At 55.5% G+C, this 24,767-nt stretch carries 30 protein-coding genes; 6 read left to right on the top strand and 24 right to left on the bottom strand.

All coding sequences use genetic code 11. The annotated features are described in order from the left end of the window. Window positions 1–222: 222 nt before the first annotated feature. The 19 genes from DQX05_RS11540 to DQX05_RS11450 form a co-directional block, all read right to left on the bottom strand. A complete protein-coding gene (locus tag DQX05_RS11540; protein ID WP_119793752.1) occupies window positions 223–1,137 on the bottom strand; it encodes a polyprenyl synthetase family protein in 915 nt (304 codons plus the stop codon). Next, window positions 1,130–1,396, bottom strand: a complete 267-nt coding sequence (gene xseB / locus DQX05_RS11535) for an exodeoxyribonuclease VII small subunit (protein ID WP_119793659.1) — start codon at window positions 1,394–1,396, stop codon at window positions 1,130–1,132. The genes DQX05_RS11540 and xseB overlap by 8 nt, the downstream gene beginning before the upstream one ends. A 3-nt stretch (window positions 1,397–1,399) precedes the next feature. After that, the gene (gene xseA / locus DQX05_RS11530) at window positions 1,400–2,755 is read right to left on the bottom strand and encodes an exodeoxyribonuclease VII large subunit (protein WP_119793657.1); all 1,356 of its coding nucleotides are present in this window, start codon (window positions 2,753–2,755) and stop codon (window positions 1,400–1,402) included. A gap of 132 nt (window positions 2,756–2,887) precedes the next feature. Further along, window positions 2,888–3,763 (bottom strand): bifunctional methylenetetrahydrofolate dehydrogenase/methenyltetrahydrofolate cyclohydrolase FolD, encoded by an 876-nt coding sequence (gene folD, locus DQX05_RS11525; RefSeq protein ID WP_119793656.1) that lies wholly within the window; start codon window positions 3,761–3,763, stop codon window positions 2,888–2,890. Between the two features lie 45 nt (window positions 3,764–3,808). Next, window positions 3,809–4,354 (bottom strand): transcription antitermination factor NusB, encoded by a 546-nt coding sequence (gene nusB, locus DQX05_RS11520; RefSeq protein WP_119793654.1) that lies wholly within the window; start codon window positions 4,352–4,354, stop codon window positions 3,809–3,811. A gap of 196 nt (window positions 4,355–4,550) precedes the next feature. Then, complete coding sequence (locus DQX05_RS11515) at window positions 4,551–4,781, bottom strand: DUF2273 domain-containing protein (RefSeq protein ID WP_087442582.1); 231 nt, start codon at window positions 4,779–4,781, stop codon at window positions 4,551–4,553. A gap of 16 nt (window positions 4,782–4,797) precedes the next feature. Beyond that, window positions 4,798–5,337, bottom strand: coding sequence for an alkaline shock response membrane anchor protein AmaP (amaP, locus tag DQX05_RS11510; RefSeq protein WP_119793652.1), 540 nt, complete (start codon window positions 5,335–5,337; stop codon window positions 4,798–4,800). 75 nt (window positions 5,338–5,412) lie between these two features. Continuing rightward, complete coding sequence (locus DQX05_RS11505; protein WP_119793650.1) at window positions 5,413–5,820, bottom strand: Asp23/Gls24 family envelope stress response protein; 408 nt, start codon at window positions 5,818–5,820, stop codon at window positions 5,413–5,415. A gap of 111 nt (window positions 5,821–5,931) precedes the next feature. Next, the gene (gene accC, locus DQX05_RS11500) at window positions 5,932–7,275 is read right to left on the bottom strand and encodes an acetyl-CoA carboxylase biotin carboxylase subunit (RefSeq protein WP_119793648.1); all 1,344 of its coding nucleotides are present in this window, start codon (window positions 7,273–7,275) and stop codon (window positions 5,932–5,934) included. A gap of 46 nt (window positions 7,276–7,321) precedes the next feature. Beyond that, window positions 7,322–7,807 carry an acetyl-CoA carboxylase biotin carboxyl carrier protein gene (gene accB, locus DQX05_RS11495; protein ID WP_119793646.1) on the bottom strand — a complete coding sequence of 162 codons (486 nt, stop codon included), beginning with the start codon at window positions 7,805–7,807 and terminating at the stop codon, window positions 7,322–7,324. Window positions 7,808–7,959: 152 nt separating this feature from the next. Next, on the bottom strand, window positions 7,960–8,676 hold the full coding sequence (locus tag DQX05_RS11490) for a SpoIIIAH-like family protein (protein WP_119793645.1): 717 nt from the start codon (window positions 8,674–8,676) through the stop codon (window positions 7,960–7,962). 49 nt (window positions 8,677–8,725) lie between these two features. Continuing rightward, window positions 8,726–9,385: a stage III sporulation protein AG gene (spoIIIAG, locus tag DQX05_RS11485; protein ID WP_119793643.1), complete on the bottom strand. Its 660-nt coding sequence runs from the start codon at window positions 9,383–9,385 to the stop codon at window positions 8,726–8,728. A gap of 109 nt (window positions 9,386–9,494) precedes the next feature. Then, the gene (gene spoIIIAF, locus DQX05_RS11480) at window positions 9,495–10,283 is read right to left on the bottom strand and encodes a stage III sporulation protein AF (RefSeq protein ID WP_119793641.1); all 789 of its coding nucleotides are present in this window, start codon (window positions 10,281–10,283) and stop codon (window positions 9,495–9,497) included. Between the two features lie 27 nt (window positions 10,284–10,310). Further along, complete coding sequence (spoIIIAE, locus tag DQX05_RS11475) at window positions 10,311–11,558, bottom strand: stage III sporulation protein AE (RefSeq protein WP_119793639.1); 1,248 nt, start codon at window positions 11,556–11,558, stop codon at window positions 10,311–10,313. A gap of 12 nt (window positions 11,559–11,570) precedes the next feature. Further along, window positions 11,571–11,960, bottom strand: a complete 390-nt coding sequence (gene spoIIIAD, locus DQX05_RS11470; RefSeq protein WP_119793637.1) for a stage III sporulation protein AD — start codon at window positions 11,958–11,960, stop codon at window positions 11,571–11,573. Window positions 11,961–12,011: 51 nt separating this feature from the next. Next, window positions 12,012–12,215 (bottom strand): stage III sporulation protein AC, encoded by a 204-nt coding sequence (gene spoIIIAC, locus DQX05_RS11465; protein ID WP_006676747.1) that lies wholly within the window; start codon window positions 12,213–12,215, stop codon window positions 12,012–12,014. An 11-nt stretch (window positions 12,216–12,226) separates the two neighbouring features. Continuing rightward, a complete protein-coding gene (gene spoIIIAB / locus DQX05_RS11460) occupies window positions 12,227–12,751 on the bottom strand; it encodes a stage III sporulation protein SpoIIIAB (RefSeq protein WP_119793635.1) in 525 nt (174 codons plus the stop codon). Next, complete coding sequence (gene spoIIIAA / locus DQX05_RS11455; protein WP_119793633.1) at window positions 12,721–13,746, bottom strand: stage III sporulation protein AA; 1,026 nt, start codon at window positions 13,744–13,746, stop codon at window positions 12,721–12,723. The genes spoIIIAB and spoIIIAA overlap by 31 nt, the downstream gene beginning before the upstream one ends. Before the next feature lie 120 nt (window positions 13,747–13,866). After that, window positions 13,867–14,136 (bottom strand): YqhV family protein, encoded by a 270-nt coding sequence (locus tag DQX05_RS11450; RefSeq protein WP_174818139.1) that lies wholly within the window; start codon window positions 14,134–14,136, stop codon window positions 13,867–13,869. Between the two features lie 270 nt (window positions 14,137–14,406). On the opposite strand from DQX05_RS11450, the gene comA reads away from it, so the two are divergent. The 3 genes from comA to DQX05_RS11435 all read left to right on the top strand — a co-directional run bounded on the left by comA (window position 14,407) and on the right by DQX05_RS11435 (window position 16,606). Continuing rightward, window positions 14,407–15,222 (top strand): phosphosulfolactate synthase, encoded by an 816-nt coding sequence (gene comA / locus DQX05_RS11445; RefSeq protein WP_119793632.1) that lies wholly within the window; start codon window positions 14,407–14,409, stop codon window positions 15,220–15,222. 59 nt (window positions 15,223–15,281) lie between these two features. Further along, entirely contained in the window at window positions 15,282–16,004 is a 723-nt protein-coding gene (locus tag DQX05_RS11440) for a 2-phosphosulfolactate phosphatase (protein WP_119793630.1), read from the top strand. A gap of 140 nt (window positions 16,005–16,144) precedes the next feature. Further along, on the top strand, window positions 16,145–16,606 hold the full coding sequence (locus DQX05_RS11435; protein ID WP_087442568.1) for a DUF441 domain-containing protein: 462 nt from the start codon (window positions 16,145–16,147) through the stop codon (window positions 16,604–16,606). Window positions 16,607–16,701: 95 nt separating this feature from the next. Here the strand turns inward: DQX05_RS11435 and DQX05_RS11430 are convergent, their stop codons facing one another. After that, complete coding sequence (locus DQX05_RS11430; RefSeq protein WP_119793628.1) at window positions 16,702–17,955, bottom strand: aspartate kinase; 1,254 nt, start codon at window positions 17,953–17,955, stop codon at window positions 16,702–16,704. 603 nt (window positions 17,956–18,558) lie between these two features. Here DQX05_RS11430 and DQX05_RS11425 point away from each other — a divergent pair. Beyond that, window positions 18,559–19,476: a transposase gene (locus tag DQX05_RS11425; RefSeq protein WP_119793626.1), complete on the top strand. Its 918-nt coding sequence runs from the start codon at window positions 18,559–18,561 to the stop codon at window positions 19,474–19,476. Between the two features lie 803 nt (window positions 19,477–20,279). On the opposite strand, the gene efp is transcribed toward DQX05_RS11425, so the two are convergent. The 4 genes from efp to DQX05_RS11405 all read right to left on the bottom strand — a co-directional run bounded on the left by efp (window position 20,280) and on the right by DQX05_RS11405 (window position 23,227). Then, window positions 20,280–20,837: an elongation factor P gene (efp, locus tag DQX05_RS11420; protein WP_119793624.1), complete on the bottom strand. Its 558-nt coding sequence runs from the start codon at window positions 20,835–20,837 to the stop codon at window positions 20,280–20,282. Window positions 20,838–20,917: 80 nt separating this feature from the next. Then, a complete protein-coding gene (locus DQX05_RS11415; protein WP_119793622.1) occupies window positions 20,918–21,994 on the bottom strand; it encodes a M24 family metallopeptidase in 1,077 nt (358 codons plus the stop codon). Window positions 21,995–22,047: 53 nt separating this feature from the next. Further along, window positions 22,048–22,497, bottom strand: a complete 450-nt coding sequence (gene aroQ / locus DQX05_RS11410; protein ID WP_119793621.1) for a type II 3-dehydroquinate dehydratase — start codon at window positions 22,495–22,497, stop codon at window positions 22,048–22,050. A 133-nt stretch (window positions 22,498–22,630) separates the two neighbouring features. Continuing rightward, complete coding sequence (locus tag DQX05_RS11405; protein ID WP_119793619.1) at window positions 22,631–23,227, bottom strand: YqhR family membrane protein; 597 nt, start codon at window positions 23,225–23,227, stop codon at window positions 22,631–22,633. Between the two features lie 195 nt (window positions 23,228–23,422). Here DQX05_RS11405 and DQX05_RS11400 point away from each other — a divergent pair, with 195 nt between their 5' ends. Both DQX05_RS11400 and DQX05_RS11395 read left to right on the top strand, forming a co-directional pair. Further along, window positions 23,423–24,373 (top strand): DUF1385 domain-containing protein, encoded by a 951-nt coding sequence (locus tag DQX05_RS11400; RefSeq protein WP_087442675.1) that lies wholly within the window; start codon window positions 23,423–23,425, stop codon window positions 24,371–24,373. A 49-nt stretch (window positions 24,374–24,422) separates the two neighbouring features. Then, window positions 24,423–24,734 carry a hypothetical protein gene (locus DQX05_RS11395; protein ID WP_119793617.1) on the top strand — a complete coding sequence of 104 codons (312 nt, stop codon included), beginning with the start codon at window positions 24,423–24,425 and terminating at the stop codon, window positions 24,732–24,734. Window positions 24,735–24,767 lie beyond the last annotated feature (33 nt).

Here is a 24,767-nt window from a genome sequence, read left to right as displayed (position 1 = left end):
AGCATCAGCCCACGACTGGGCGTCGCAAGCCAACACCAGGAACTTCATCGATGTGCCCTTTGGCGAATTTTTAGGCCCGCCTTCGGTGTCGGGAGGCCGACTAGAATACTGCACCACTCTATGTACGCTCTATTATATCACAAAACGGGAAAGCGAATCACGCGATATCATTTCCATGGAAGCGCTGCCCTGGAATTCCACCGGCCTCAGACCGGCGGGCATTCAGAATCGGCGCGCCATCAAATAATCCGCCAGCTCGTACAGGCGCGACGGATAAGGGAATCCTGCCTGCCGCACCGCTTGCTTCGCTTCCTCCGTCAGCCGGGCGACCTCCTGCTTCGATGCCTCCAGACCGATAAAATACGGGTAGGTCACCTTCCCGCTCTTCTCATCGCTTCCCTTCGGCTTACCGAGCAGCGCTTCCTCGCCGGTGATATCCAGGATATCATCCTGAATCTGGAAGGCGAGGCCGAGCTTCGTCCCGAATTCGGTCATCGCGTTCAGCTGAGCTTCATTGGCCCCCGCCAGATGGGCGCCTGCCCGGAGCGCGAACACAATCAGATCGCTCGTCTTGTGAAGATGAATATATTCGACCTGGTCCAGGGTCGTCATTCCCTGCTCGCCCAGCATATCAGCGGTCTGGCCGCCCACCATTCCCCGCATGCCGGCATAGAAGGACAGCTCCTCGGTGATGGTCAGGGCGATCTCGGCCGGGATGCCATGACGGCGCGCGCATTGCGCAACCGTATAGAAGGCATGGGTCAGGAGCGCATCGCCCGCCAAAATGGCCAGAGCTTCTCCGAACACCTTATGGTTGGTCGGCTTGCCACGACGGTAATCATCGTTATCCATCGCCGGCAGATCATCATGCACGAGGGAGTAGGTATGTATCATCTCGATAGCGCAGGCAACCGGATCGGCGGCTTCCAGCGGGCCGTCCAGGCTCTCGCATGCGATGACAACACAGAGCGGCCGCAGGCGCTTGCCCCCGGCCATCAGTGAATACAGCATCGATTCCTTCAATACGGCAGGCACCTGCCAGCCGGCAGGGAATTGAGCGGGCAGCAGCCGCTCAATCCGCGCGACGTGACGCTCCAGATAAGAAGTGAACCTTTCTTCCGCTCCAGTGCTACTCAATCCGATCACCCGCTTCTTCCGCTGGGAACGGCTGCCGCTTCAATTCGCCATTCTGCTCCGACAAGACCTCGATTTTGCGTTCCACCTGCTCCAGCTTGCGGGAGCATAGACCGGACAGGCCCATCCCTTCCTGGAAAAGCTCGATTGCCTGCTCCAACGGCACGTCTCCGCTCTCCAACTGCTCGACGATATGCTCCAGCTTCTCCATTGCCGTCTCGAAGCTCATTTCCTGATTGGTAGCTTTTTCTTGATTATCCATCGATCAATCGCTGTCTCCTTTCATCGACCAGACGTGGCAATCGAGCTGCCCGTCGTTCAGCTTCACGCGGACGACGTCTCCCAGCTGCACATCCTTAATCGTGCGGATAATGTTCTCTTCCCGCTCATCATAGACGAGGCTGTAGCCGCGAGCCATAATCTTCAACGGACTCAGGGCGTCCAGATGCTTCAGATGCGCGCCAAGCTTCAGCCGCCGCTCATTCATCTGCATCGCCATCGCCCGGTGAAGCTGCCGTTCGATGCCGTTCAGCCGCTCCCGCGCGGAACGCACCTGGTGGACCGGCGTCTGCTCCCGCAGGCGTCCGCGCAGTTCCCTCCACCGCTCGTCTGCCTGCTTGAATCGGCTGCGCGACCGGTATGCGATCCGCTCAAGCAGCCGTTCATACCGCTCCTGATGCTTCGCCGTCAGCAGCTCGGGCTTCCGCAGCACAGGCGAGCGCTGGGCGCGCAGCAGCCGTTCCTGGCTCTGCTGCACCGTTCGCCGCATGCCGTGCCGCAACCGCTCCGCCAGATGCTGAAGATGCTGCCGCAACTCCTCCTGATGCGTCACCGCCAACTCGGCAGCCGCGGTCGGCGTCGGCGCGCGCAGGTCGGCGACGAAATCCGCAATCGTGAAGTCCGTCTCATGCCCAACGGCCGAAATGACAGGGATGGCCGATTGGGCGATGGCCCGCGCCACGATTTCCTCGTTGAAGGCCCACAGCTCCTCCAGCGATCCGCCGCCGCGCCCCACGATCAGCACATCGGCTTCCTGGTGGCGGTTCATCGCCTCGATGGCCGCCGCGATTGAGGCCGCCGCCTGATTGCCCTGCACCAGCACCGGATAGAGGACCACATGAACGCCCGGCTGGCGCCGCCGCAGCGTAATGATAATATCGCGCACCGCAGCGCCCGTCTGCGACGTAATGACCCCGATCTTCTTCGGATAGCGGGGCAGCGGCCGCTTGCGTTCGGCGGCGAACAGCCCTTCGGCTCCCAAACGCTCCTTCAGCTGCTCGAACGCCGCATACAGGCTGCCGATGCCATCCGGCTGCATATGCTGCGCATAGAATTGATACTGGCCGTCGCGCTCATACACCGTCACGTTGCCGCGGGCGATGACGCGCGCCCCTTCCTTCGGCCGGAAGGGGAGCCGTTGATTGTAGGATGCGAACATAATCGTCCGCAGGCGGCTGTCCGCATCCTTAAGCGTGAAATACATATGGCCGCTGGAATGGTGGGTGAAGTTCGAGATTTCGCCCCGCACCCAGACATCCTGCAGCCGCACATCCCCATCCAGCTTCATTCGTATATAACGGTTCAGATCCTTAACGGACAGAACCCGTGCCTGATTCGCCATTCCGGCAGCCTCCTCCCCCGAGACATCCTGCCAATCGAACGTTAGCGGCCGCGGCCCGTGCTGCGGATCGTGCTTCGACTCGTCTTCTGTTCATGCCCCGATCCGCCGCACGGCTATCCGCCTTGCCGCCAGCTACACCTCGACCGAAGCCTTGCCCAAGCGGTGGAACCGTTCCGCCGACTTGAGCGTATTGGACAACAGCATCGTTATCGTCATCGGACCGACGCCGCGCGGCACCGGCGTAATCCAGGAGCACAGCTCCTTCACGTCATCGGTGTCGACATCGCCAACGAGCTTCCCGTTCTCCAGCCGGTTCATGCCGACATCGATGACGACGGCTCCGGGCTTAATGAAGGAACGGTTCACGAAATGCGCCTTGCCGATGGCGACGACAAGAATATCGGCCATGCGGGACAGCTCTTCGATGTGCTGCGTGCGCGAATGGCACATCGTCACCGTCGCATGCTCCCGCTGCAGAAGCAGCGAGATCGGCTTGCCGACGATATTGCTGCGGCCGATAACGACGGCATGCTTGCCGGCAATCGGAATGTCGTTGCGCTTCAGCATTTCCATAATGCCTGCTGGCGTGCAAGGAAGAAGAGACTCGTCGCCAAGCACCATGTTCCCGACGCTGACCGGATGGAAGCCGTCGACATCCTTCTCCACCGCAATCGCGTCAATGACAGCCTTCTCATCGATATGAGACGGCAGCGGGAGCTGGACGAGGATGCCATGAATCGTCGCTTGCCCGTTCAGGCGGCCGACCAGATCCAGAAGCTCTTCCTGGGAGGTCTGTTCCGCCAGACGGTGCACTTCCGAATAGAACCCCAATTCGAGACAGGCTTTATGCTTGCTGTTCACGTATACGTGGGAAGCCGGGTCTTCGCCCACGATAATGACCGCCAATCCGGGGCGGGTTCCTTGCTCGATCAGCCGTGCCGCCTGCTGCTTGATTTCTTCGCGGATCGTCTGTGATAATGCTTGTCCATTCAAAAGTTGCGCTGTCATGGTCTCTCCTCCATTCGTTCTTGTAAGCCCGTCCAAGATCGCCGATTATCCCCGCAATTCGCTGTCTAACGCGGGTCCATCCGCTGGCTCATCGTTATCGGAATGAGCACTTCCGCTTGCGCTTGCGCCTGGGCTCGCGTCCGCTCCGTCCGGCTGGCGGCTGCGATCGCGCAGCATCTGGCCGAGCACGCCATTCACGAATTTGCCCGATTCCTCGCTGCCGAAATGCTTGGACAAAATGATTGCCTCGTTGATGGCCACCTTCGGCGGCACATCGGTGCGGAACGCCATCTCATAACAGGCAAGGCGCAGCACCTGGCGATCGACCCGCGACAGCCGGTCGACCTGCCAGCCCTTCAAATAACGGGCCAGAAGAGCATCGATCTCGTCCCGCTTCTTCCACGTATCGCGAACCCATTCCAGCACATGCTCATGCATCGCCCGCGCGTGCTCAGGCTTCAACCCGATTTCATTCTCTTCTTGATTCGATTCCGAAACGATCATGTCCACCGCTTGTTCAGGGGTCACGTCCGTCATTTCCAGCTGATACAAGCTTTGAACTGCCATCTCTCTGGCAATGCGTCTCTTCATGAAAAAAACTCCTCCTGCATCTATATAGCATCCGAATCGCCACTGTCACCCAACCGCCGGAAGGCGGCTCCTTCTCTCTAGGCTGCCATGGGCCATCCGGAATCATGCCCAGTCCAAAAAATCCTATGACCGCCCCGAGTGTTGTTCCGTCGGTATGAGACCGGCGGTCAAGCAGTCGTTCGGAGCGTCCATAGGACTACTTAAACCTATCAAACCGTTCTGACAGCCATAATCCGATACGCCGCCACGGGAACATGGGGCCCAGCTTCAAATCTTGTTGCCTGCCTACATTGTATCCGATGAAGACGAGCAGCGCAAAAAATAACATATCCCAAAATCCGGCGATCAAATAAATGACGCCGAAAAAAATTCCAGCCGCGATGCCGATGATGCGATTCCTGTGACTCTCCCACCATTCATTCCACATCCGGAAAGCTCACCACCTATTCAACTCGCGCTTTGAAGGTCTGCGTCTGGACCACATTCGCCACATACACCGATACGTACGAGACCGGAATCCCCGTAATTTGCTGGACATAGTCGCGAACTTGGCGCTGGACCTCCTCCGTCAGCTCAGGAATGGATGTCTCGCCGTCTACGACCGTCCGGATAACAATGTCCAGACCGGCCTCATTCGTGCGGACGCGGGCCTTCAAGTCCTTGACTCCCCGTACCCGTCCGGCCGCCTTGAGCGCCAGATTCTCTATCGTCTCAATTGAGATTTTGATATCGCCAATCTCTGTCCGCTGATCGATCGAAGGCAGCGCCGCACGCTCTCTGCGAATCGACACATAGAAAAAACGGATGCTCAACAAAAACAAGACGGCGGCGGTCGTGATGACCGTCGACTGCAGCCAGAACGGCTCCGTTAGCCGAATCGGTTGAGCGATGAAGCCTGAAGCGGCAAGAATGACAGCTATGGCAATCGTGCCGATCGCGAAACTGTATATAAACAGGAAGAGCCTGTCCACAATTTTGCTCACACTAGCCTGCCTCCTTTGAACAATATCGTATTGAATGGCAGTAAACCCCCTCCAAGAGGGGGTTCCATATCACTCTTATTTAACTCGTGCCGGATCCATCTCTTCAATCTTCTCTTGCGCCTTGAAATGGACGTCATGCACGTGCACGTTCACTTCCACGACATGAAGCCCGGTCATCATCTCGATCGAGCGCTTGATGTTCTGCTGAATCTCGCTCGCTACGGTAGGAATGCGATGGCCGTACTCAATAATAATATTGACATCGACAGCCGCTTCACGCTGTCCTACTTCTACCTTCACGCCCTTGGACAAGTTCTTCCGTCCGAGCATCTCTGCGATGCCGCCGGCGAATCCGCCGCTCATGCCTTCTACGCCTTCCACTTCGATTGTCGCAAGACCGGCGATAACTGCAATAACCTCCGGCGCAATCTGGATGTTGCCCAGATCCGTGCGCTCAAATTCCGATGCGATTGCCTGATTCATCCGTCACACTCTCCTCATCTTTTTGTACTAGAGGCAGTTCCTGTCCATGATTATCCTAACTATACCATTTGACCCTGCGTAAGACAAACGGCGCTGGCTTATCTAGGACTATTAGACCTCGTGTTCTTCCAAAAACTTAATGTCAAAATCGCCCTTGATGAACGTAGGGTGTTCAAGCAGGCGGGTATGAAACGGTATTGTCGTATGAATGCCCTCGATGGCGAATTCGGCCAAGGCCCGCTTCATGCGGTCGATCGCCTCTTCGCGCGTCGGCGCCCACACAATGAGCTTGGCAATCATCGAATCATAATGCGGCGAGATCTGGCAGCCTGGATAGGCGGCGCTGTCGACGCGAACGCCAAATCCGCCCGGCGGCAGGTAAAAACCGACCTGGCCGGCCGAAGGCATGAAGTTGCGTGCCGGATCCTCGGCATTAATGCGGCACTCTATAGCCCATCCGTCAATGACGACATCCTCTTGACGGAAAGATAAAGGTTCGCCTTGAGCAACACGAATCATCTCCTGAATGAGATCGATTCCCGTAATCATCTCCGTCACCGGGTGCTCAACTTGAATCCGGGTATTCATTTCCATAAAGTAAAAGTTGCGGTCCGGCCCGAGCAAAAACTCCAACGTGCCTGCACCGGAGTAATCGACAGCCAGCGCGGCCCGAACCGCCGCTTCTCCCATCCGCTCCCGGACTTCGGGCGTCAATACCGGACATGGCGCTTCCTCGACCAGCTTCTGGCGGCGCCGCTGCACGGAGCAGTCGCGCTCTCCCAAATGAACGGCATGGCCATGCTTGTCGGCAATGATCTGAATTTCCACATGCTTCATTCCGGTTAAATACTTCTCCAGGTACACGCCCGCATTGCCGAACGCTTTCTCGGCTTCCTGCTGAGCGGCCGTCATCTGCTTGATCAGGGCTTCTTCGTCCTCCGCGATGCGGATTCCTTTGCCTCCGCCGCCTGCGGTAGCCTTAATAATGACAGGATATCCGATATCCCGCGCGATCATAAGCGCCTGTTCCAGATCCTCGACCAGCCCGTCCGATCCGGGAATAACCGGAACGCCGGCGTCCTTCATCGTCTGCTTGGCGACGGATTTGTCGCCCATGCGCTCGATGGCGTCTGCAGACGGACCGATGAACGTAATGCCGCACGATTCGCAGATCTCCGCGAAGTCCGCGTTCTCCGCCAGGAACCCGTATCCGGGGTGCACGGCGTCGCATTCCGTCAACGTGGCGACACTCATCAGATTCGTAAAGTTCAAATAACTATCCTTGGACGCGGTGGGACCGATGCAATAGGCTTCGTCCGCAAGACGCACATGCAGCGCTTCCCTGTCCGCCTCCGAATAGACGGCGACCGTCGCGATACCGAGCTCGCGGCAGGCGCGAATGATGCGAACGGCAATCTCACCGCGGTTAGCGATTAAAATCTTATGGAACTTCATCCTTGGACCTCCTTGGCTGGGCATCGTAATGGAATGACGGAGTACGTCATTCTGGCTTCACCAGGAATAAAGGCTGGCCGAATTCGACCAATTGGCCGTTCGTTGCTAGCACCTCGACGATCTCGCCCTTGACCTCGGCTTCCAGCTCGTTCATCAATTTCATCGCTTCCAGAATGCACACAACCGTCTTCTCGTTAATCTTGTCGCCCACCTTGACATACGGCGGTGATTCCGGCGAAGGCGCACTGTAGAAGGTGCCGACCATCGGGGATACGATGCGGACCAAGCCCGCCTGCTCTTCCTTCTTCTCCGGCTGTGGCTCAGCCGCTGCCGTGACCGCCTCTGAAGGGGCAGCGACCGCTGCTGGCGCTGGATATGTAAGCGGCGCGGCCGATGTCTGTACATTGAACACCTCAGTCTTGCCGGGCTTCCGGATCGCAATGCGGCAGCCTTCGTTCTCTATTTCCAGTTCATGCACGGATGTCTGGTCCAGGAGCTTGATCAGTTCCTTGATTTCGCTAATTTTGAACAACTTGAATCACTCCTTGAGACGATATGTATGACCAAGTAGATTATGTATCAGGCGGACAATCTACGACGTATGTATTATATCATAATCGCCTCAAATGGAAAGAGCCCAGTTTTTAACCGGGCCAGTTCCGACAACTCCGCAGCAACTTCGCATTATTCCGAGACATACTGCACGCTTACCTTGTCCTGCGTTATGTTCAGCTCTTTCATCATTTTCGAGATGATGTCGACTGCTTCGGTCACTTCCATCTTGTTGCTCTGCACGACGACGGTGAACCGGTCGTCATTCTGCGTAATGACCGCGCTGTTGTAATCTTTCTGAAGCTCGGTTTCCAGATTGGAGATTTTGACCTCCTGTTCTTCCAGTTGATTCATCTCTTCATAGGCTTGCGCCAGCTTGTCGCCCGTCGTCTTGTCATCGTTGATCATGCCCATCAGCTTTTCCAGCTCCTGCTGGTAATGCTCGTTGCGCTCCATCTGCTTCTGCTCGATCGTGCTTCGCTTCATGACGCCCTCGGCCACGACTTGATCCAGCATTGCCTGCTCTTTGTCCTCCGGAGTCGCCCCTGGCGCCGCCACACCCTGTTCTGGCTGTCCGCCTTCGACGTTGACCGCCGGATCGGCTCCTTGCTCCGGAGCGGCCATTCCGTTCTCTGCCGCCTTGGCCTGCGCGTCCTCCCCGACGGACACCTCAGTAATTTCCACTTGCGGAAGCTGGGTCGCTTCGGTCGCATCGCCCTTCAGGTGCTGCTGCTCGGCCGCCATTTCAGGGGCTTTGGGCGTGTCCTCCGTGAACAGATAATAAGCGGACAGCACCACCATCAAGCTAAGCATCGAGACCAGCCATATCGTTTGTCTTTTCGTATTCATCGTCCTTTTTCTCCTCCTTCACAATTCATGCATTATGCAGGTTGATTTGCTACTCGGCGATTTTGCGCGGCACGACAGAGATTCGATAGGCCGGCACATTAAGCCCTTTCTCGACCGCATCGACGATGAGCGACTTGACGACGGCGTTCTCCGCTCCTTTGGCGACGACGACAACGCCGCGAACCTTCGGCTTGATGCGCTTGGTCACGATCGGGGTCTTGCCGTCGGTAGACTCGTACATCACAATCTCGCCATCGCGGGTATGCTGCGTAGTATGCCGCTTGCCCCCCTTCGCATCGGTCTCGTCCGTCAGCTGCTGGTTGTCCTTGAAGTTGCGCTGGACAACAATTTCTTCCGTCGAGTCAATCGTGACCAACACATCGACTTGTCCCACCCCTACAATTTCCTCCAAAATGGACTTGACCCGGGCTTCGAATATCATCTCCACCGACTCAAATGAGCCCGGCGCGGCCGGTGTGCTGGACGCGCTCTGTTCCGCGCCGTCAAATACGCCTACCGCCGGCGGTTCCGGGCCAACATTGCTTGTGCCCTTCGGCCATCCGCCACCCCCGGACTGAAACGTGCCGTACAAGAGGAGCGCCGCGCCGGTCAAGCCGAGAAGAAGCAGCCAGCGGAACGCTTTGATCCGTGTGGAACCGTTCGAGCCCTTCCCGATCCACTGTTCAATCTGCTGCAACCATTTCGCCAACGCTATCGACCGCCTTTGCGTAGTATGGACCTGCTCTCACTTGTCCTATTTTCACCTATACGCGCGGCTGGCGAATTTATGACGGTTTGTCCGCATTTTTTTGCGGCGGCTATCTTTTGAAGACGCCTGCCGGGAGGCCGCGTTCCGGCGACCAGGACACCGCAATCTGCTCGGGCTTCACGAGCCAGGCGGAGGTCAGCGCCCCGACGGCAGCAGCCTCGAGGCGCAGGAGCTCGCCGCTGCCCGTGTCAGAGGCAGGCGCTTCCTCCGGCGCATTCTCCGGCGTTCCCGGCGGCGAGCTGCCGGCCTCGATCGGCTCGATCCGAATCGGCTCGATAGCCGCGACCGGGTTCGGCTCGGGCGGGCCGCTGCTGCCCGGGACTGCCGCCTGCCCGGTCGCCGGGGCTTCCTCCAAGGTGAGCGCGATCCGCTCAATCGCCGGCTGGCCCTGCCTGCCGTCCTGCGCCAGCGTCACGTGCACGGCCGCCACCTGAACGGCCGTTCCCCCGCTGGAGCCGGAAGCGCCCGCCTGGAGCAGCGCCCGGTTGATCTGCTCCTTCATGCTCGCTTCCATCTGCGCACCGGCTAATCGGAGCGCCTCCTGCTCGCGTGCGCGCGCCAGCCGCTCCCCTTCCCGCCGGATCTGCTCCAGCGTCTTCCCTTCGGGGCTCATGGCGGACGACGTGCTCAGGAGCGAATTCCATTCGCGGTCAAGCTCAGCCGTCACATTGGAGTCGAAGAGACGCAGCACCGGGGACAGTAGCGTGAGCAAAATAATCAAGCTGAGCATCAGCTTGACATAGCGCTGCATCGATCGGTTCGGCAGCAGCAGGTCGATGAAGGCGGCCAGCAAAATGACCATGATTATTTCTTTGAGCCATTGACTGAACCATTGCATACTCCTGCCTCCCTTTTCTCCCCCGGCCTACCTCATCATGACCGCGACATTGCCTGCCGTCAGCAGTATCGTAATAGCCAGGAAGAACATCAGACCGACGGCCGCGAGCGCCGCGAAGACGTAGATCATGCTTTTGCCTACCGTCTTGAGGCACTCGGCTGCCGGCGTATCGCCAAGCGGCTGCATGATGGCGGAGGAGACGTTGTAGATGAGCGCCAGCGTCACGATTTTCAGCGCCGGGAACGTGCAGATGAACAACAGGATGACCACCCCGGCCAAGCCGACCGCGTTCTTGACCAGCAGCGAGGCGGAAATGACCGTATCGGCGGCATCCGAGAAGACGCGCCCGACGACAGGCACGAAGTTGCCGGTAATATACTTCGCTGTCCGGACCGTCACGCCGTCGGTAACCGAGCTCGTCGCCCCCTGCACGGAGATGACGCCCAGGAAGACGGTCAGCAGGACGCCCAGCAATCCGATGCTGATATTGCGCAGCAGATTGGCGAGTTGCGTTACTTTGTACTTCTCCGACAAGGCGCTAACAATGTGCAACAGCGTCGAGAAGAACAGCAGCGGAAAGACGCCGGTATAGATTAGCGTTCCGATGAGATGCACCATGAAGACGATGAGCGGGTGCATGATCGAGACAGTAACGAGATTGCCCATCGAAGCAAGCAGTGTGAATAGAAGCGGCACCATCGCCATCATGAAATGAATCATGCCCGATATCGCTTCCTTCGCATAGCCGATCGCCACATGGAAGCTGTTGATGGCCAAAATAATGATGACCATATAAGAGACGGCATACGCGATCTTGCTGACGGCATTCCGTTCGAACGCGGATTGCAGCGTCTCCAGCACCATGCTGAATACGGCTAGAATAACGATGGTCAGGATCAGCTTGCCGTTCAGGATCACTTCCTGTATAAGGAAATTGCCGAGCGCTTGCAGCACCGTCCCGGTTGTGAGCTTCTCTCCCCCGGGCAGCAGCAGATCGGTAAATTCGGGCAGCGAGTCTCTCGGAAAAAAACCGCTGTATTTCCCCAGCAGTTCGTTCCAATATCGCTCGACATCCCCCGTATCCAGCTTGTCCGCCTGCTCGCGGCCCCAATGTTCAGTTACCGCCTGCACACGAGTATTCCCCGCGTCCCCCTGAGGGGAATCGGGAGACGCGTACCCGGACCCGATTAAGGCGAACAGGATGCACAACAGAGCTGGAATCCAGATGCGCAACCTCTTCAGCGGCGGCTTGTCTATCCGTCGTAATCGATTCATTCCCTCTCCACCTTATGTTGGAAGCAATCTCATTACGGTCTCGATAATGACGCTAATGATCGGAACCGCCAGCACCATGATGAGCACCTTGCCCGCCAGCTCGATCTTCGAGGCGATGCCTTCCTGGCCGGCGTCCCGCACCACCTGTGCGCCGAATTCGGCGATATAGGCGATTCCGATAATCTTGAGAATCGTCTTCAGGTAGACCGGCTGAATCCCGGATCGATCCGCTAGATCCTCCAGCACATGAATGACGATCTCGATTTTGCCGATAAGAAAAATAAAAATAATAACTCCGGTCACGGCCGAGATCAGAAAGCCGAACATCGGCTTCTGTTCTTTGACCACCAGCACTAGGATGGCGGCAATCAATCCGAGACCGACCACCTGTATGATTTCCACGGAAATACACCTACCCGGAAAATGCGGCCGCGCCGCGCTTGTCAATTTCACTCATTGGAACAAAAAGATGGTCCGGATCTCTTGAAAGAGATGATCCAGCAGACGGACGACCATGAACAGGACAACGACGAAGCCGATGACCGTCACCCAGTGCGCCATGTCCTCTTTGCCCATTTGCTTGAGCACGGTATGTATCATGGCCACGATAATGCCGATCCCGGCGATTTGGAAAATGGCGCTGACATCCACATTCATTTACTGGCACCTCAATACATCAAGATAACGGCCAACAAGCCGCTCAAAACGCCAAGACTGCGGCACATCGTGCCATACCGCTGGTATTCCTCCCGGGCCACGAATTCTTCCTGCTCCAGCTGCTTGATCGCATGGCGGATATGCTTGCGCTGATCGTCGCGATCACTGATGCCTAGGCTGTAGCCCAATTCGAGCAGAATGCGCAGGTCTTCGTTAGCCAGCGCTGTATTCCCGCGATGGCGCTCCCAGGAAAACTGCCACGCTTCGCGAGCAGTGAGAGGAACCGCATCCGCGGCGTCCATCGCCTGCGCCGCATCGGCGAAGACGGCGCGCAGCGGAGGCGGCAGTTGACGGCTAATCTCGGCGAACGCCGCAGCAAGCGGCGTGTAGCCGTACATGATGGCCGTCTCCAGCCGCTGAAGCGCATGATTGAGCAGGCGGAGCTGCTTCGGCCGCGCTGCGAAGGAAGCGGACTTGAGCCAGCCGATGCTGGCTGCTGCGGCGATCACGATGGCCGATCCGAGGAGCTTGAACATTCCGGCCACCTCCCTTCCAGCGGAAGCACGGGCTTCTGCAGCACCCTGCCTTTCTCGTCGTAAACTCTGCGCTGCCATTCCCTTTTGGCCCGGCGGAGCGTGACAATGCGGCGGAAAGCCCCTTCCTCGAGCAGCTGCCGAAGGCCAGGGCGGCGCAGCAGATCGTCCATATCCTCGGCATGCGCGGTCGCAATTAGGCGGACGCCGGCATGCATCGCCTCTCTCATCGCCAGCACATCTTCCTCCCGTCCCAGTTCGTCGACAGCCAGCACGTCGGGCGACATCGAACGGATGAACATCATCATCCCTTCCGCCTTGGGGCACCCGTCCATCACGTCGGTCCGATAGCCGAGATCATAGCTCGGCACGCCCTTGATGCAGCCGGCAATCTCGGACCGCTCGTCGACGACGCCCACCTTGAGCGCCTTCCATCTCGCTTCGGGATGGTTCCATAATCCGCTTCCGATCGCCCGCACAAGGTCGCGCAGCAGCGTCGTCTTGCCCTGCTGCGGAGGCGACACGATCAGCGTATGATGAACATGCGCATGCTTGAAATCAAGCAGCATCGGCATGACCGACGCCGCGATGCCGTGCACTTCGCGTGCAATCCGCAGATTGAAGCCGGTAATCTCCCGCAGATGGCTTACCCGGCCTTGCGCGAGCACCGTGCGGCCGGCGAGGCCAATCCGGTGTCCGCCGGGAATCGTGACGAATCCGCGGCGCAATTCTTCCTCCATCGTGTACAACGAATGATTCGTTATCAGATCGAGCAGCTGATGCCCATCCTCCCGGCTTGGGCGGTAGGCGGCATCCGGATTGTCCGTCCGCTCTCCCCGCTCCGTCACGAGCTGGAAGTCGCCCATGACGCCGATTTCGAGCGGGCGTCCTACGCGGATGCGAATCTCCTCCAACTCCCGATATGTGCCGGCGGGCAGCCGCATCAGAATTGACTTGAGCATCGGCGGAAGCACCGCCGACCAGCTTAGCGCTTCCATTGGCATTCCCTCCCGTGTCATCATTCGACAGCCGGACAACCTAGGCTTGTATCCCTATATGTATGGCCCCGCGCCGCTTTTTATGCCCTCGCCGGGCCTAGCGTCTCGAAAACCCGGTTCCTACTTTTTCAAAATGCCAATAAGCAGACAAGATACCCCGACCGCAATCCAGGCGATCTTGCTCCAGTTCAGCTTGTCTGCGATGCCGATGAGACCGATGGTCGTCGTCGCGATCAGAACGAGCGGACCGACTAGCGCAAGCATAGAATTGACGGCCAGCGCCTTCTCCGGCTCATTCAGCTTGAGCATAATCAGAGCCGCAGTGATCTCCAGACAGCCCGATATGATGCGGAGCCCTGACATACTGGCTACAAATTTATCGACGGACAACTTGGCACCTCCTTTCGCTGCAACGGTAACGGTTGAGCGATCCCTATTCCCCCGGCATTTTCGACACCCGCAGGCGCAACCCGTGCGGCCTGTCCTTTTCCGTATATTGCTATTGTATGCGTGCAACCGCCCCATTCATGCTCGTCCTTTCGATCCGCCCATCCTCTCCCTTGCCCTTCACTTCCCCCCCGGGTAGGCACCTGTCAGCAGGCGGGCGCATATATTGCTTGCATGATTCGACTAATCTGGGGACATGAAGGGGATTATGTGATGAGTCTTTCTGAACCTCAAATCGAACTATGGCCTCGCGCCATGGTAGATCCGAGCGGAGTACGAACCCACAAGCCGAGATCAACCGGATTGACGATGGTAATGGACAAAGGCTTAGGAGCGAACGCATTTACCGATCTGCTCTCTTCAGCTCATGAGCATATCGATATTATTAAGCTGGGCTTCGGCACGGCTGCGGTTACGCCGGCCCCGCTGTTGTCATGGAAGCTGGACACGGCGCGGCAGTATGGGGTTACAGTGATGCCAGGGGGAACATTTCTCGAATACGCCGTCGCCAAAGGCATGGTCGAACCATTTTTTCATATGATTAAAGAAATGGGCTTCACTGGAATCGAAGTATCCGACGGGACGATCGCGCTGCCGCGGCAGAAGCGCAATGACCTGATCCAACGCGCCCGTGAGGAAGGGTTCTTCGTCTGCTCCGAATATGGGAAGAAAGCGGCCGGCTCAACCTTCATTTGGGACGATGTTTTGGAAGCGTTCAATGAAGATATTGCGCATGGCGCCGAATGGATGACGCTTGAAGGCAGAGAATCGGGAGCAGGTGTCGGCGTATTTGACGAGCGCGGGAGCTGCGATACGGAGATGGTGTCGTTGATTGCCGAAGCGGTCCACTCCCCGCAGCGGCTCATGTGGGAGGCTCCGCGCAAGGATCAGCAGACCGCCATTCTCCGAACGCTCGGTCCGCAAGCCAATCTGGGCAATATCGCGCCGGATGACATTATCGCTTGCGAGGCGCTTCGGCGGGGACTTCGTTCGGATACGATGGGCTATTTGCTGGATACGGTGAAGTAGAGCCGCAATCTAACGGTATCGCCAGTGCGAATTCGAGAGAGAGGAAGGGGGGAGCACATATGCAAATCGATGTCATAGCGAGCGTCAATGAAGCAAGAGCGATTGAACTGGCGAACCGTACGGTCATCGTCATCGATGTGCTTCGGGCCACGAGCACCATCATTACCGCGCTGGCGCACGGGGCAGCAGGCATCCTGCCGGTCGAAACGGTACAGCAGGCCAAGCAGGCTGCCCGTGACGGGGACATAACGGGAGGCGAGCGTAATTGCAAGAAAATACCAGGTTTCGATGCCGGCAATTCTCCATTCGAATATATGGGCGAGAGCGTATACGGGCGGCGTGTCGTACTGACGACGTCGAACGGGACGCGGGCCATCCATAAAGCGTCGAAAGCCGACGTCATATTGGGCGGTGCCTTCCTGAACGCCTCGGAATGCGCGCGCACCGCCTACCAATTGCGCAAGGACATTACGCTATTATGCGCCGGCACGCAAGATGAGTTCGCCTTCGAGGACGCTCTATGCGCCGGTCTCATCGTTGCCGAGCTGTTCCGGCTTGGCTGCCCGGAACAGGAGATGCGTACGAATGATCTCGGGAGCATTCTCATCAGCGCCTATCAGCACCATGCAGGAGAAATTCCGGCAGCGCTGCTCGCCTGCTCCGGAGGCATGCGCCTTGCCAAGCTGGGGTACGCCAAGGATGTTGAATTCTGCGCCGGCATCGATACAGTGTCGGTCGTACCGGTATGGGTTCAGCAGATGATGCTTCCGTTTGCGCCATAGGACGCGGCAGTTCATGGATGATAAGGTATGATCATTGTTCTAAACGGAGAGGGCTTGTTCATAGAGTAAATAGAGGATGTTCAATACGTCCCCTTTTGATCAATTGGACGGACAAACTTTCTTGTCGAGGAGCAATAATCATGAATGGCGAGTTGGTACTGGTTGTACTCATTGTTGTCGGACTGGTCAGCCGTTCTCCGATCATTACGACGGCTGCATGCATCCTGCTTATCGTCAAGCTCGTACATCTGGAACGGTATCTGCCTGCCATCGAGCGGAGAGGACTGGAATTGGGGCTACTGTTCCTGACGATAGCCGTACTTGTCCCCTTCGCTGCTGAGCGGATTACGTCCGAACATCTGTGGAGCACACTGACATCTTGGCCGGGAATTATCGCGTTGGCTGGCGGGGCCATCGCCACGTCCATGAACGGCAGAGGCCTGGAGCTGCTGAAAACAGATCCTCAGATGATCGTCGGCCTCGTTGCCGGATCTCTCATCGGAATCATTCTATTGCGGGGCGTGCCTGTGGGCCCGCTGATGGCGGCCGGAATCACAGCCTTGCTCTTGACTATTAGCCGATGGATTATTGATAAGTTCTAGCCGCTTCTCCCCGCCTCTTATTTGAGGCATGACAACAAGCCGGCCCTCTCGGACCGGCTTATCTTGTGCACAGCTTCCTAATAAATATCTGCAATTTATCTGCGGTCTTTCGGACCGCCGACGAACGCTTCCTCTACCGCATCCAGGCCGTATGAAGTGTGAAGTGCAGCAATTATATCATTCAACTTGGAGTTCGACACGACGCAGGACACTTTAATCTCGGAGGTGCTTACCATTTTAATGCTAATGCCTGTCTCCGAGATGACACGGAACATTTGCGCCGCGACACCAGGGTGACTGACCATGCCCGCGCCGACAATCGAGATTTTGACCAGATCCGCTTCAGAGGTCACTTCGCGGTAAGGAACTTCACTCCTGAAGTTCTCCAGCACCTGAACAGCGCGATCCCGGTCATGCAGTGCGGTCGTGAACGAGAAATCGGCTTCCCCTTTCGTTACCCCGCTCTGAACGATGATATCAACATCGATCTGCTCATCAGCGAGCGCGCCGAACATGCGGGCGAGCACCCCCGGAAGATCGGCTACGCCCAGAACACTAATGCGCGCCACATTTTTATCATAGGCGATGCCGCTAACGACCACCCCTTGCTCCATCTTCGCTTCCTCCTTCACATAGGTCCCTTCATTGTAATTGAAGCTTGATCTCACGACGAGACAGACCATGTTATGCTTCGCATATTCTACAGCCCGGGGGTGAAGAACCGCCGCACCAAGATTGGCCAGCTCCAGCATTTCATCGTATGAGATCTCCTTCAGCTTGCGCGCACGTCGCACGATTCTAGGATCGGTAGAATAGATTCCGTCGACATCCGTATAGATTTCACATACATCGGCTTCAACCGCCGCAGCCAGCGCGACCGCCGTCGTGTCGGAGCCGCCGCGGCCGAGGGTTGTAATCTCTCCGCCCTCGGTCATGCCTTGGAAGCCGGCGACGATAACAATGTTCCCCGCTTGCAGCGCCGCATGCACGCGCTCCGGAACGATGTCCATAATACGGGCCTTACAATGCGTGGCATCGGTCCGGAAGCCCGCCTGCCAGCCGGTCATCGACATTGACGCATGGCCCAGCTTCTGGATGGCCATCGATAAAAGGGACACCGAGATCTGCTCTCCCGTCGTCAGCAGCATATCCATCTCGCGGGCCGGCAGTTGATCGTTTATACTTTTCGCTTGATCAATCAAATCATCCGTAGTATCGCCCATCGCAGACACAACGACAACACATTGGTGGCCTTCTAATTTTTTCTCTACGATCCGTTCGGCAACCCGCTTCATCCGTTCGACCGTGCCGACGGAGCTGCCTCCGAACTTCATAACGTATAGTGCCACGCTGACTCACTCCCACCCTAAATGGACTGTATCAATCATTAATTGCATATTATAGCACGTTTTTGGGCGGATGGAAGAAAAAAATACAAAAATCACGGACGACCTGACACCCCTCATTCGAATTCGTTCGGATTGGGCAAAAGAGAAGAAAATGTGATGATGTCCTTTTGAATATCATCCCCATCGCTCAGGGGCTTTTCTCTACTTATTTTGTACCCCTTCTGTACCCTTCCGATGATTCTCCCAGACACTCAGGTAAACTCCCTCAGCCTTGAGTCTCCCAAACATTCAAGTAAGTTCGCACATCCTTATAGCCATTCTCCCGTACATTCAGGTAACCCTGTATATCCTTATGACAAGCCTCCCGATCGTTCCGGTAACCTTTTACTCCTTATACCGAGTCTCCCAAGCGCTCAGGTCTGCTCCAATCTTAAAAAATCGTTTCCTTATTAAGGAGTTGACATGCCACAACCAAGTTATAGTTTCATTGGGCTTTTTTAGGGATTAATGTCCCACTTTCACGCTTGATATGGAAACATATGTTTGGTATAACCAAAACAAGAACATTTGTTTGTATATTTTGTTTAGAAGGAGGCTGCCGGGATGAATGGCTGGTCGAACGTCGGCACGTTGGAGGAGGTAATGAATCTATTCCCTACAGAAAAATCATGCATTCCTGCCCTGTTTGCGTCGAGATGGCCTCATGGCTTTCGCTGCCCGAACTGCCGGCATGCCCGCGCCTATACAATCCGAACACGGCGGGTTCCTCTGTATGAATGCAGCGACTGCAAGCACCAGACGTCTCTGACAGCCGGCACGATCCTGGAAGGAAGCCGGACCTCTTTGCGGAAATGGATCGCAGCGATTTGGCTTGTCTCTCATCCTGATGCAGGAATTAATGCAGTTAGGCTGAGCTCCGTACTTAAGGTTACCTATAAAACAGCTTGGGCGATGCTGCATAAAATTCGTATTGCGATTAGTTGTGCCGATGAAGAAGAACGGCTTGATCATCGTGTGTTTGGCTTTATTGCCTTTAATGGCCCGCGCCAATATCCCAATGTCGAGCTAGGTCCACGGGAGCAGTCGATAATCGTAGCAGTCTCTTTGGATTCGAACGGGGAAGAACGTCAATATAAAATGAAGCAGGTTAACCGGCGGCATATATCCGGCAAGCTGTTGCTTCCTTGCGGCCGCGATCATTTTATTGCAGAACATGTCTCTGCGCCGGAGTCCATGATCTCTATCATCCGCCAACGATTTCGGGTTAAGCAAAATAGCCCTTTGTATGGTGTGTTCCGGCGTGCGCAGCGTTGGTTATGCGATACGTTCCGCGGGATTAGCGGCAAGTATTTGCAGTATTATTTGGACGAATTTTGTTACCGTGAAAATGCTACCGCCCGCCAGACAGCAGGATGGGAACCCTTGGCGGCGATATGCTGTGCCGACAACGGGGCAAGACGCCGTTATTTATGGAGGGTATCCCCCTCGAAAACTTCCGTTCACTCTCTTATGGCTGCCTAAATGAATTGATGCAGGAATTCGGGAAAAATCTATGCCTACTGGACTGATCAGTCCCTCTGTTCTTAGTTAAATTTTCGTTGAGAATCCCACATTAAAAAGTTCCATTTTTTGATTGGGTCGTTTTTTTGCTTATCACAACATTATCGTGCTCCTAGTAAAAAAGCTTTCCTGAGTCACCGGGATAACGGAATGAGGGATAATGGAATAAGGGATCCCGAAATGAGGAATGAGAGGATATTGGTTTTGGCACTCCTCGGAAAGAGAACCCTGAGCAAAGGGGATACTATGCATAAGGTACAGATATATAGATCCTGGTCTCGCTGGCTGAACATCGTTATTTGTCATCTCAGGTATAAGTAATGGTCATGTCTCACAGTGTTTCTGGTTATCTCAGACAAATACTAACGGTAATGCCAGAGTGTGTTTTTGATTTTATGCAGGGAGAAAGAATGGTTATGTTAGAGTAATATGGTTATGTTAGAGTAAACGGTGTTGACAGCCATCTCCTGCACGCTTGACTCCCTGAGTTACGGGGATACTGTTCATAAGGGTTCGAGGATACTTATCTACATAGGTTCATGGATGTTTATCAGTTTACGACATACTGAAAAGTTTGAGGATACTCAGCAGTTTGAGGCTACTCAACAGTTTGAGGATACTTAAAAGTTTGAAGGATACTCAACAAGTTCAGGGACTCAATCTGTCATAAGAGACTTAAGGCATCCGCATGTAAAAGCCCCGGAAGCGAGCTTGCTTCCGGAGCTTTGCTTTTCGGGGCGGGCCATTACCGCCGTCCGCTAAAATTATGCGCGGGAAATATATTTGCCTTCGCGCGTGTCGATCAGGAGGACGTCGCCTTCGTTGATGAACAGTGGCACTTGAACGTTGAGGCCGGTTTCCACGGTTGCGTTTTTCGTTGCACCCGTTGCGGTGTTGCCCTTGACGCCCGGCTCTGTCTCAACGACCTTCAGATCAACGCTGTTCGGGAGATTGATGCCGATAATCTCGCCTTGGTAGCTGCTGATATGAACGATCATATTGTCTTTGAGGAAGTTCAGTTCCCATTCGAGCTGATCCTTCGTCAGATTGAACTGATCATAGGTCTCATTATCCATGAACGTGTATTCATCTCCGCTGTTGTACAGGTACTGTACTTCGCGGTTATCGATTTGCGCCTTCGCAAGCGTCTCGCCCGCGCGGAACGTTTTCTCCACCGTGTTGCCGTTGCGCAGGTTTTTCAGCTTGGAGCGCACAAACGCGGCGCCTTTGCCCGGCTTCACATGCTGGAAATCGAGGACCGTAAAAATATCTCCGTCCACTTCAATTGTTAATCCTGTCTTAAAATCGTTAACTGATATCATTTGCTTGATTCCCTCCTACAATTATGCAACCCAGATTCCTTGGACGGAGTAGATCCCTGATGCTCCCCAATCCTGTCCGACTACATGTCCAATACGAGCAGTTCCTTGGTCGAGTGAGTAATAATCTCAATTCCACTGTCCGTAATGACAATATCATCCTCAATGCGCACACCGCCGAAGCCCGGCAAATAGATGCCCGGCTCGACCGTTACCGTCATGCCCGGGGTGAGCACATCATCGGACGAAGAAGCAAGACGAGGCATTTCATGGATTTCCATGCCTACGCCGTGCCCGGTGCTGTGTCCGAACTGATCGCCATATCCATGGCGCTTGATAATATCGCGCGCCAACGCGTCGGCTTCCCGTCCCGTCATGCCCGGACGGATGTGAGCCAGCGCATTCAGCTGCGCTTCCAGTACAATATTGTAAATGTCCCGGTGTTTATCCGACGGAGTGCCGAGAACGACAGTCCGTGTCAGATCGGAACAGTAGCCGTTGTACAATGCGCCGAAATCAAATTTGATGAATTCGTTGCCTTGAATGACCCGTTCGCTCGCCACGCCGTGCGGAAGCGCCGAGCGCTCCCCGGATGCGACGATCGTATCGAACGAGCTGGATGTCGCCCCATGCTTGCGCATGAAGAACTCCATTTCCAAAGCGAGATCCTTCTCCCGCACGCCAGGCTTGATGAAGCCAAGAATGTGGCTGAAGGTTTGGTCGGCAAGTTGGGCCGCTTCCCTCATTACCGCCAGTTCCTCCGCATCCTTGATCATGCGCAGGTCTTCTACCAGTCTGCCGACCGGAACCAGCTCGATTCCTTGCAGCTGCTCGCTGTATGCGGCATACGTCGAATACGTCACATGCTCCTGCTCGAAGCCGATACGGGTTAGGCCCGCCTCCGACAGCAGCTGCTTCAGCGTGTCTGTCATTTTCGGCGCGTGCTCCACCACTTGCATATGCTTGGCCTGATCCGATGCTTGCGTCGTGTAACGGAAATCCGTCATTAGAACCGCCCGATCGGCTGTAATGAAGACATAGCCTGAAGAACCGGTAAATCCGGTCAAATACCGCCGGTTAACCGCACTGGTCACAAACAGTGCTTCCAAGCCGCGAGCTTCCATCGCTTCTCTCAATCGAGTAATGCGGTGTCGACTCATTCTCATCATCTCCTGACATGGACTATTGTCAATCCGTAATTCGAGCCGCCCGATTATTCCCGCTTCGAATCGGTTATGGCCTGGTGAAGCGCCACAAGTCCCAACTCGTAGGACCTCGATCCGAATCCCGCAATCTGACCGAGGACAACCGGTGCGGTTACCGATACATGCCGGAAGGCTTCCCTTTTATGTATGTTCGACATATGGACTTCAACTGTCGGGATATTTACGGCGCTGATCGCATCGCGCAGCGCATAGCTGTAGTGCGTCAGTGCGCCCGGATTGATCAGGATGCCGTCATGCGTGCCGTAAGCGGCATGAATGCGGTCGATGAGCTCACCTTCGTGATTGCTCTGGAAGGTCTCCAATAGCACGCCCCATTCCTCCGCCATCCTCGACAGCCTGCCCTCTATCGCAGCCAACGATTCGTCTCCATAGACTCCGGGCTCGCGTATGCCGAGCATGTTCAGATTCGGTCCGTTCAATACCAGATAGGAAGCCAAGCCGTACACCCCTTTCCCCGTACACGATTACATAAGAATCCTCACGTATTTTAACATACGCAGCGGCAAATGAGAAGCGTAACCACAGAGGAGAAGCGTACTTTCGAAGCGTACTTTCCGGCCTCTGGCTGAATTACATGACAGGCTGAGGCTGCGAGCGGTCGTCGGATGCATCCCCGCCGCCGTCCTTCTCTCCCTTGTCCGGTGAATCTTGCCGGTCTCCCGACGCATCGGATTGATCCGAATCTTGCGGCTCCCGCTCCCGCTCTTCATTGAATTCCGTCGCCACAGTGTAGCCGATGAACAGCCCCCACAGCAGCATCGTGCACGATTCTGTCCATATCGTATTCCATGTCGTATGCCGCACCGGCGGAACCAAGCCTAGCAGCGGCCCGGCTGCAACGAATAGGATAACCCACCACACGAGGCCGAAGACGACGCCCGCCCAGGGGCCAGGCACCTTGCGGAGCACAAGCACATAAAATAGCGCCGCCAAAATCGAGAAGACGATGAATGTACCCAATCCGAGAACCTGGCCGTACCCCGTTGTCAAATAGTCATGCTTGAAAAACGGCTCGACCAAAAAACCGGGCACGATAATCGTGAATTTAAAAATATAGCTGAGCCAATGTAGTCCCCCCCATATCAACCCGGCAAAAAAGCCTGTCACCACGCCGAACGAGAACGGATTCGTCCGCTGCTGCTGCATACGAGTTTGTCGTTGGTTCATATCGATTGCTCTCCTTTCCTCGGACACACAATATATGCGGTAGTATGCACCATTTAGGAAAGGGAGATTACAGAATTCCGCAATGAAATCATGAAGTGGAAAACGGTGTTGAAATTCGTTACAATAATATAACATTCCTAATACATTAGTACTGACTGAACAACTGTTTTTGAATACATGAGGATGGTGAAGAATTTGTCTGAACAGCAAAACCGGTCAATTTATGGCGGACAGGCCGTTATCGAAGGCGTCATGTTCGCTGGCAAGCATGTCAATGTGACAGCGGTCCGCCGTAAAAATAAGGAAATCACTTTTTATGAAGTTCCGCGCGAAGACAAGCCGTGGCTTACCGCATTGAAGAAGATTCCTTTTATCCGCGGGTTCGTCAGCCTGCTGGACGCGAGTGGCAAAGGGTATCAGCACTTGACTTATGCGGCGGAGAAGTACGCCGAAGATGAGGAAGGAGAAGAGGCGGCAGAACAAGGAAAAGACGATGGCAAATGGAATCTCGTCATGATTATCGGGGTCGCAGCCGTCGGCGTGCTGTCGCTTATTTTCAGCAAGGTCATCTTTACCGCCGTTCCTGTCGTCATCGAACAATTTTTATTCGGAAAAGCATTCGATAATCGGGTCATTCATACGCTGATTGAAGGAATTATTAAAATTATTTTCCTGCTTGCCTACTTGTGGCTAATCGCCAAGACGCCGATTATACGAAGACTGTTCCAGTACCACGGTGCGGAACACAAGGTGATCAGCGCTTATGAAGCAGGGCTGGAGCTGACGGTGAAGAATGTACAGAAGTTCAGCACGCTTCATTACCGCTGTGGCAGCAGCTTTATCATTTTATCGGTCATCGTAGGTGTCGTCATTTACTCCTTCATTCCATATGATAATTTATGGGAACGGATTTATCCTCGACTCCTGCTTATCCCTGTCGTCATGGGTGTAGCTTATGAGTTCCTCCGCCTGACCAATGCGCTGAGAGATGTTCCCGTGCTGCGCTGGCTCGGATACCCCGGCTTGTGGCTGCAGATGCTGACGACGAAGCAGCCGACCGACGATCAAGTGGAAGTATCCATCGCTTCGTTCAACCGAATGCGCGAATTGGATCAGGAGTTAACCGCGAAGAAAGCGGCCTCCTGAGCGGCATCGGCTTCTGCGGTACAAGACCACAGGCGAAAGGAATGATGATATGCGCGCATTTCCAAGATGGGCTCTGGCTGTAATCCTTGCGTTGGCCGGAATTGGCGTAATGTACTCCGCCCTGCAAAGAGGCATCGCATCGCTGCTCATTCCCGTCGTGCTGATTGCAGCGGTGTTCCTCCTATATAAGCTGGGACCGAAGAAATCAGCCGCCCCCAAAATCAAGAAGTCGGCACAGACAGAAGCCAAGGCAAAGGGCAACGCGAACCGGCAGCCTAAGCGGATCCGGCCGCGATCTCAGGCCAACCTGCGGGTCATTGAAGGAAGCAAGCCTAAGGATAACAAGAAGAATACGAAGTAGCGGAACGGAAGCGCTCGCCATGGCGCTTCCTTT

The organism is Paenibacillus thiaminolyticus (assembly GCF_003591545.1).
In the GTDB taxonomy this organism is placed as follows: domain Bacteria; phylum Bacillota; class Bacilli; order Paenibacillales; family Paenibacillaceae; genus Paenibacillus_B; species Paenibacillus_B thiaminolyticus_A.
The sequence above is the reverse complement of the archived record's forward strand: the minus strand, read 5'-3'. Positions and strand labels throughout refer to the sequence as shown.

Bases quoted from the DNA above. Each gene is read 5' to 3' on its own strand.
- xseB (WP_119793659.1), bottom strand. From the start codon at position 1,396: ATGGATAATCAAGAAAAAGCTACCAATCAGGAAATGAGCTTCGAGACG.
- xseA (WP_119793657.1), bottom strand. From the start codon at position 2,755: ATGGCGAATCAGGCACGGGTTCTGTCCGTTAAGGATCTGAACCGTTAT.
- folD (WP_119793656.1), bottom strand. From the start codon at position 3,763: ATGACAGCGCAACTTTTGAATGGACAAGCATTATCACAGACGATCCGC.
- nusB (WP_119793654.1), bottom strand. From the start codon at position 4,354: ATGAAGAGACGCATTGCCAGAGAGATGGCAGTTCAAAGCTTGTATCAG.
- DQX05_RS11515 (WP_087442582.1), bottom strand. From the start codon at position 4,781: ATGTGGAATGAATGGTGGGAGAGTCACAGGAATCGCATCATCGGCATC.
- DQX05_RS11505 (WP_119793650.1), bottom strand. From the start codon at position 5,820: ATGAATCAGGCAATCGCATCGGAATTTGAGCGCACGGATCTGGGCAAC.
- accC (WP_119793648.1), bottom strand. From the start codon at position 7,275: ATGAAGTTCCATAAGATTTTAATCGCTAACCGCGGTGAGATTGCCGTT.
- DQX05_RS11490 (WP_119793645.1), bottom strand. From the start codon at position 8,676: ATGAATACGAAAAGACAAACGATATGGCTGGTCTCGATGCTTAGCTTG.
- spoIIIAF (WP_119793641.1), bottom strand. From the start codon at position 10,283: ATGCAATGGTTCAGTCAATGGCTCAAAGAAATAATCATGGTCATTTTG.
- spoIIIAE (WP_119793639.1), bottom strand. From the start codon at position 11,558: ATGAATCGATTACGACGGATAGACAAGCCGCCGCTGAAGAGGTTGCGC.
- spoIIIAC (WP_006676747.1), bottom strand. From the start codon at position 12,215: ATGAATGTGGATGTCAGCGCCATTTTCCAAATCGCCGGGATCGGCATT.
- spoIIIAB (WP_119793635.1), bottom strand. From the start codon at position 12,751: ATGTTCAAGCTCCTCGGATCGGCCATCGTGATCGCCGCAGCAGCCAGC.
- spoIIIAA (WP_119793633.1), bottom strand. From the start codon at position 13,746: ATGGAAGCGCTAAGCTGGTCGGCGGTGCTTCCGCCGATGCTCAAGTCA.
- comA (WP_119793632.1), top strand. From the start codon at position 14,407: ATGAGTCTTTCTGAACCTCAAATCGAACTATGGCCTCGCGCCATGGTA.
- DQX05_RS11440 (WP_119793630.1), top strand. From the start codon at position 15,282: ATGCAAATCGATGTCATAGCGAGCGTCAATGAAGCAAGAGCGATTGAA.
- DQX05_RS11435 (WP_087442568.1), top strand. From the start codon at position 16,145: ATGAATGGCGAGTTGGTACTGGTTGTACTCATTGTTGTCGGACTGGTC.
- DQX05_RS11425 (WP_119793626.1), top strand. From the start codon at position 18,559: ATGAATGGCTGGTCGAACGTCGGCACGTTGGAGGAGGTAATGAATCTA.
- efp (WP_119793624.1), bottom strand. From the start codon at position 20,837: ATGATATCAGTTAACGATTTTAAGACAGGATTAACAATTGAAGTGGAC.
- DQX05_RS11415 (WP_119793622.1), bottom strand. From the start codon at position 21,994: ATGAGTCGACACCGCATTACTCGATTGAGAGAAGCGATGGAAGCTCGC.
- DQX05_RS11405 (WP_119793619.1), bottom strand. From the start codon at position 23,227: ATGAACCAACGACAAACTCGTATGCAGCAGCAGCGGACGAATCCGTTC.
- DQX05_RS11395 (WP_119793617.1), top strand. From the start codon at position 24,423: ATGCGCGCATTTCCAAGATGGGCTCTGGCTGTAATCCTTGCGTTGGCC.